4 protein-coding genes are annotated in these 6,861 nt (G+C 36.9%); 2 read left to right on the plus strand and 2 right to left on the minus strand.

What is annotated here, in order from left to right; genetic code table 11:
* Positions 1 to 424 (minus strand): LolA-like outer membrane lipoprotein chaperone (gene lolA / locus RQ763_RS08180; protein ID WP_314152289.1); only part of this gene is annotated, 424 nt, incomplete at its 3' end.
* 188 nt (positions 425 to 612) lie between these two features.
* Here lolA and secA point away from each other — a divergent pair.
* A complete protein-coding gene (gene secA, locus RQ763_RS08185; protein WP_314152290.1) occupies positions 613 to 3,186 on the plus strand; it encodes a preprotein translocase subunit SecA in 2,574 nt (857 codons plus the stop codon).
* Entirely contained in the window at positions 3,183 to 4,385 is a 1,203-nt protein-coding gene (locus RQ763_RS08190; protein ID WP_314152291.1) for an ABC transporter permease, read from the plus strand. The genes secA and RQ763_RS08190 overlap by 4 nt, the downstream gene beginning before the upstream one ends.
* Positions 4,386 to 4,394: 9 nt before the next feature.
* On the opposite strand, the gene RQ763_RS08195 is transcribed toward RQ763_RS08190, so the two are convergent.
* Positions 4,395 to 6,861 (minus strand): AsmA-like C-terminal domain-containing protein (locus RQ763_RS08195; RefSeq protein WP_314152293.1); only part of this gene is annotated, 2,467 nt, incomplete at its 5' end.

Below are 6,861 nucleotides of genomic sequence, written 5' to 3' on the forward strand. Positions count from 1 at the left end.
TCTTTACTCTGTTTTCAAACTCATCCAGATATGATATAGACTCAATAAAAGCGCCATTTTTAACTATGGTAAATTTCGTCTCTCTATAAAATGCCACATATGTATTTTGATCAATTTTTTTTGCACCCGATACTATTTTGAAGAAGTCAAAGTTTGACTCAATTCTTTTAATAATTACCTGCTCAATTTCAGGCTCGACTATCGTCACTTGAAAGTCATTTATAAATACATCTTTTTTAACGGGCTCTATATAGCTCCATCTCGCATTTTGCGGCTTTAGAGCTACAATTCGTCCATTGTATGTCAATACCTTATCTTTTTCATCGGTAATGCTTTGTGCGAAATCTGCTTCAAAGGAGGTAAGCTCTTGAAGTGATGCAAAAAGTTGCACGCTTATAAAAGTAGCAAGAAGGAGTTTTTTCATTTTGACCCTTGTTTTTGAAAAATTATATCTAAGCGATTGTTTACATATTGTTTAATATTAAATCTCTCTGCACATTTGAAAAAATCATTTTACTATTTATGCAAAATGTAATTATAAGTATGATAAAATAAAAAGAATTTCAGTGACATATGCCCGAAAGAGGGTGTTTGTCTATAATAAGGTTGCGGATGCTACAAGCATTATTCGGTAAGATATTTGGCACGACAAATGATCGTGAACTAAAAAAATATGTAAGAATTGTAAATAACATAAATGTGCTGGAGAGTAAATATCAGGCTCTGAGTGATGATGCGTTAAAAGGTGCTTTTTCTGAGCTAAAAGAGAGTGTTTTAAGTGGAAGCAGAAGCTTAGATGATGTTTTGGCGGACTCTTTTGCAATAACAAGAGAGGCGAGTGTAAGAACACTGAAGATGAGACACTTTGATGTTCAGCTCATCGGTGGAGTTGTTCTTCATGAGGGCAGAATTGCCGAGATGAAAACAGGAGAGGGAAAAACTCTTGTAGCAACTCTTCCTATTGTTCTAAACGCCATTACGGGCAAAGGCGTGCATCTTGTAACTGTAAACGATTATCTGGCTTCTAGAGATGGAAATGAGATGCGACCTCTGTATGAATTCTTGGGTTTCAGCGTAGGCGTAATTGAAGAAAATATGCATAACCCCTCTATAAAAAGAGAAGTTTACAATGCAGATATAACATACGGAACAAATAACGAGTTCGGCTTTGATTACCTAAGAGATAACATGAGCTACTCTAAAGAGCATATGGTTCAAAGAGGTCACAACTTTGTTATCGTAGATGAAGTTGACAGTATTTTGATTGATGAAGCAAGAACTCCGCTTATTATCTCCGGACCTACAAACAGAACGCTTCAAGATTTTGCAGATGCAAATAAGATTGCTCTGCAGTTAGTTAAAGATGAACACTTTAGCGTTGATGAAAAAGACAAAGTAGTTCTACTAAGTGAAGAGGGTATAACAAGGGCTGAGGAGTTATTTAAAGTTGAGAATCTTTATAGCCCTGAGAATGCTTCACTTTCGCATATATTAGATCAGGCGCTTAAAGCAAACTACCTTTTTGAGAGAGATGTGGACTATGTCGTAAATAACGGCGAAGTTGTAATAGTAGATGAGTTTACGGGTCGTCTTAGCGAAGGACGCCGTTACTCTGAGGGTCTGCATCAGGCGCTAGAGGCAAAAGAGGGCGTTGAGATTAAAGAAGAGACGCAAACACTTGCAGATATTACATTTCAAAACTACTTTAGAATGTATGACAAACTAGCGGGTATGACGGGAACCGCACAAACTGAAGCTTCTGAGTTTGATCAGATATACTCTCTTGATGTTATCTCCATACCTACAAATATTCCGGTTATAAGAAAAGATCTTAACGACCTTATTTATAAAACAGAAAAAGAGAAGTTTGAAGCCGTTGTTAAGACAATAAAAGAGCTCTCAAAAACAGGTCAGCCTGTTCTTATCGGTACTGCTTCAATCGACAAATCAGAAGTGCTTCATGAAACACTCAAAAAAGAGAAGATAGCACATACGGTACTCAATGCAAAAAATCACGCGCAAGAGGGTGAGATTATTAAAAACGCGGGTGCAAAAGGTGCAGTTACAATTGCTACAAATATGGCGGGGCGCGGCGTTGACATTAAAGTAAACGATGAAGTAAGAGCTCTTGGCGGCCTATATATTGTAGGAACAGAGAGACATGAGAACCGCCGTATAGACAATCAGCTTCGCGGTAGAAGCGGGCGTCAGGGTGATACTGGAACTACACAATTTTACTTATCTCTTGAAGATAATCTCCTTAGAATTTTCGGAAGCGATAAGATTAAGAGCATCATGGAGAGACTCGGCGTTGAAGATGGCGAATATATAGAGTCTAAGATGGTTACTCGCGCGGTTGAAAAAGCGCAGAAAAAAGTTGAAAACATGCACTATGAGGGTAGAAAGCATGTCGTTGAGTATGATGATGTTGCAAACGAGCAGAGAAAAATCGTATATAGATTTAGAAATCAACTGCTTGATCCCGAATTTGACATCTCTACAAAAATCAATGAGATTAGAGCAGAGTATATAGCGCATATATTAGGTAGTTGCGATATATTTGACGGAGGAGACAAAGATGATTTCAATTTGGAAAAAGTCTTTAAGCTTATCCACGAAGAGTTAAATATAGAGCTTGACGCAAAAGATTTCGCTTCTTTTGAGTATGAAGAGCTGCTGCAGAAGATTATAGAAAACGTCAAAAAAGTATATGATGAGAAGATGAGCGTGCTTGATGAGAGTATCTGCAACGAGATAGAGAGAGAGCTGTATCTAAAAGAGTTGGACAGTGCTTGGAGAGAGCATCTTTATGCTATGGATAATATGAAGACGGGTATCAGACTAAGAGCGTATAACCAAAAAGATCCGCTTGTTGAGTATAAAAAAGAGAGTTTTAACCTATTTACAGAGCTGATATCTGACATTAAATTCAACACTACCAAAACGCTTCACATTATACGCTTTAGAGTTGAAGATCCAGAAGAGGAAGCAAAGAAAGTTGCTCAGCAGATGGAGATGGAGAGAAAAATAACTGAGGCGGCAAGACAGTTTAATCTTTACAACGAAGAAGAGCAAAACAGCGAAAAAAAGGTCTCTAGAAACGATACTTGTCCATGCGGAAGCGGCAAGAAGTATAAGCAGTGTTGCGGTAAAAGCGGTCCTAAAAAAGGTGTATTTGCTTCTTGAAAACATCAATAGTTTCATATTTAGTAAAGCGCTTTTTGCGCTTTGACAGCGAGCAGCCATTTATCTTCTTATCTGCGTTACTGGCATTTTTGGGCATTACTCTGGGTGTCATGGTTCTTATAATCGCGATGGCGCTTATGAACGGTTTTGACAACGAGTTTAGAAAAAAACTTACCATTATGAACTACCCGTTAACCATTATTCCAAAATTTTACGGCTCCGTTAATGAAAATCTGCTCTTAGAGTTGGAATCAAAGTTTCCTGATCTTAAATTCAGTCCTTATGTACAATCCTCAGTTATGGCAAGAAGCGGTTCAAAACTTGAGGGTGGCTATATATTCGGGGTTGATTTTAAGAGCGAAGCCAATGTAAACAGTGTATTAAGAGAAGCAATTAAAGAAAACAGCTTTGATAAGTTTGATGTTTTAATAGGCAAGTCTCTTAGAGAGGAACTTAATCTCAATACCGACGATAAGCTCATGTACATATTTACGCATGTAGAGCCGGGCGGAATGTCTGTTACCCCTAAGATAAAAAGATTTAACGTCAGCGGCGTATTTGATTCGGGACTTTCTGCTTACGATAAAGCGTACAGCTACACAACACTTGCTTCACTTCAGGCGATTATGAATATACCAAGTAATCAATATAGCGGAATCCATATCTTCTCCGCTAACCCACATGAGGATATACTTAAAATAAAAGAATATCTTCCAAGAAGCGTATCTATAAAGGGGTGGTGGGAAGACAATGTAAACTTCTTTGCGGCACTAGAACTTGAAAAGGCATCACTCTTTATTGTTTTAATGCTTATTATCCTTATTGCTGCGATTAATATTATATCTTCGCTTTTGATGACGGTCATGAATAGAAGAAGCGAGATAGCACTGCTTCTTTCACTCGGTGCGACCTCTGCCGAGGTTAAAAAAGTGTTCTTGTACTTAGGTATTGTTATCGGAATGAGTGGTATTTTAGCAGGTATAGTCTTGGGCTTGAGCGGATTGTGGGTGCTTAGTACGTTTGACATAGTAAACTTGCCAAAAGATGTTTATCCTACATCTACCCTGCCACTTGATTTAAGTCTTAAAGATTTTCTCTTTATTGTCATCGGAGCATTTGTTATTGTTGTGCTCTCCTCTTTTTATCCTGCAAAAAAAGCGAGTGAAGTAGATATCTTAACCGTTCTTAGAAATGAATAGTGTGTAACATCACTTAAATATTTCAAAGGGAAACATAAAGGTTCTTTTTATTATATTAAAAGGGGCTACGGCAATGTCTTTGGCTATTTGAGTTGTTACGTCTGGGTCATCTAGTTTACCGGTAACTTTTAGCGTTATCGAGATGTTCTCTTTTCCAAGAAGGATATAGCCGACAAGAGGTATTTTCGATACAGAACTTCCAAGATCCGTTTTTAGATTTAGATCCATATCGATGCTGTTCTTCTCTATACTTGCTTCTCCCACTCCCACTATTTCAATCTCTTTTGATTTAAGATATATATCGCTCATCTTATAAACGTCGTCTTTAAATTTGAAATTGATATAGGCTCTCTCAGCGGCAATTCCTTTTTTGCTATATCCTGGAAGAGAGAAGGTAACGAGTGATGGGACGGTGTTCACAAAAGCGAGTATGTTGTTCAGTATCTTGTAGTCAAGTATGGTTGAATCCTTGATATTTATCATTCCGTCAAACTCTTTTAGAGAACCGTTTATAAAAAACTCCAAAGAGCCACCCCTGAATTTAGAGAGAGCAAAAAGTTTATCCATAAACTCATCCCCAAACTCATCTCCGTAGAGATAAATTTTATCATCTCTTAGGGTAAAAACTGCACGACCTCTGTTGTGTAGAAGCTCAGCAGATATGGTTCCATCAATATACTTTAAGTCGATTCTATCTGAGACTATACGTCTATTTTCTGCCAGATATAAAAATGAGTTTTGTGTTTCAATGTAGAGCTTTTTTTTGCTGTTCAACTCTTGTGTACCCTTGATTTGGGTAAAGTATCTAATAATCTCTTTTATATTTATTCCACTGTTTTTGGCGTTAATTTTAATCTCATCCATGATTTGCACATTAACCACGTTGTTGATTGTAAAGTCTATTTTTTTCGTATCTAAATCATAACTGCCCTCTGCTGTATAGCTCTCGATTGGCTTATCAAGTGTTGTTAAGAATTTATATTTATAATCACTTTGGAGCAAAAATTCTACAGTTCTTTGTTTCTCTTTTTTTTCTATCTTAAAACTTCCGTTTGTCAAATCATACTTTTTTAAAATTTTTGAGTGTTGTGAGATTTTTTCAAGAGATTTTGCATCTACTCTCCACCCCTCATCATTACTAAAATACTCAAAAGCATATTTTTTTGAACCTACTACCGTGTTCTGCTCCTTATGGTGCAGGAGAAGCTCTATATTTTCATCTGCCTTAAACAGCTCATTAAACTCGTTGTCGTACATTGCAAAATCTTTTAAAATTACTTCTGCGTTAGAGCTTTTTGGATTGTAATCAAGGCTTATTTTTGATTTAACCGTGTCGTTATAGTTTAGAACTATATTATCTGCTCTTATTGAATCCTGTGAGATATTAAATGCTACATTTTGAAACGTTGCCATTTTTTGATCTATCTTCACTGAGATTGCTTTTTTTGATGATAGAGTTATTGCACCTTTCTCATAAAGCAGCTTCAGTGAAGGAGTAGGCTTGCTTAGTTCTATGTCTTCTTTATTTATTTTTATTATATCAATATCTAAATCGGCTCTGTTTGAGTTAAAAGAGATATCTCCAGATAGCAAAGCGGATCCAAATTCCGGAACCACTATGGAAGTTACAGGCAGATGAGCTTTTAACTCATTCATCTTAAACGGCACTTTTATGGCACTGACGTCTATTCTCTTCTCTTTGTAGTTCCATGTAGACTTCCCGATTGAGATATAGTCCTCTTTTGGCAATATATTGTAGACGGCAACTAGTTTTTTCTTGTTTTCAAGCGCCAAAGAGCTCTCTTTATGCGCAATCTTGTCAAATTTTAGTGTAAGCTTGCCTTTTGACTCTTTTGCATCAAGCTCCATATATGCATCTGCAGAGGCGATATCTTTGTACTTTGCAGAGATGTTCTCAACTTTGACATAGCTGTTTTTTAGAAATATGTCGGCATTTGCTACATCAATGTCCAACCCAAGATAGTTGATTTGAGCATTTTTTACATAGAAACTTCCATCTGCCTCAACATCTAATGTTCTTAAGTTTACACCCAGTGTTAAATCAGTCTCAACCTGACCTTTGTTCTGGATAAAGGGGAGTTTTATCTCATACCTCTCAAGCAAAGAGACGATATCTTTGTTCGCTTGAGCTTTAAAGAAAAGATGTAGCGTTAAAAGCTCTTCCTTTTTGGCAAAATCAATTTTTAACCAGCTTCTATCCAGATAAAAATCGTATGAATATGCCTGTTTTGGTCTAATGTAAAGTACTCCCTCTTTAAACTCCAGATCAGTTTTAGCAGAATTGACCGGGGCAAGTTTTTGGTCATAGGTGTATTTCAGATCATTTGCAGTGGCCTTTGCATAAAGGTTCAAATGTGCCTTGTCAAGGTTTTTATACTCAAACCAGCCACCAAAGCTCTCAATAGATAAACTTGACATCTCTATGGCGTCATCTACCCAATATTTAATTTTTGGA

It is taken from the genome of Sulfurimonas sp., assembly GCF_032250635.1.
In the GTDB taxonomy this organism is placed as follows: Bacteria; Campylobacterota; Campylobacteria; order Campylobacterales; family Sulfurimonadaceae; genus Sulfurimonas.

Excerpts from the sequence above, each read along its gene's own strand:
- secA (WP_314152290.1), top strand. The coding sequence starts at position 613 with ATGCTACAAGCATTATTCGGTAAGATATTTGGCACGACAAATGATCGT.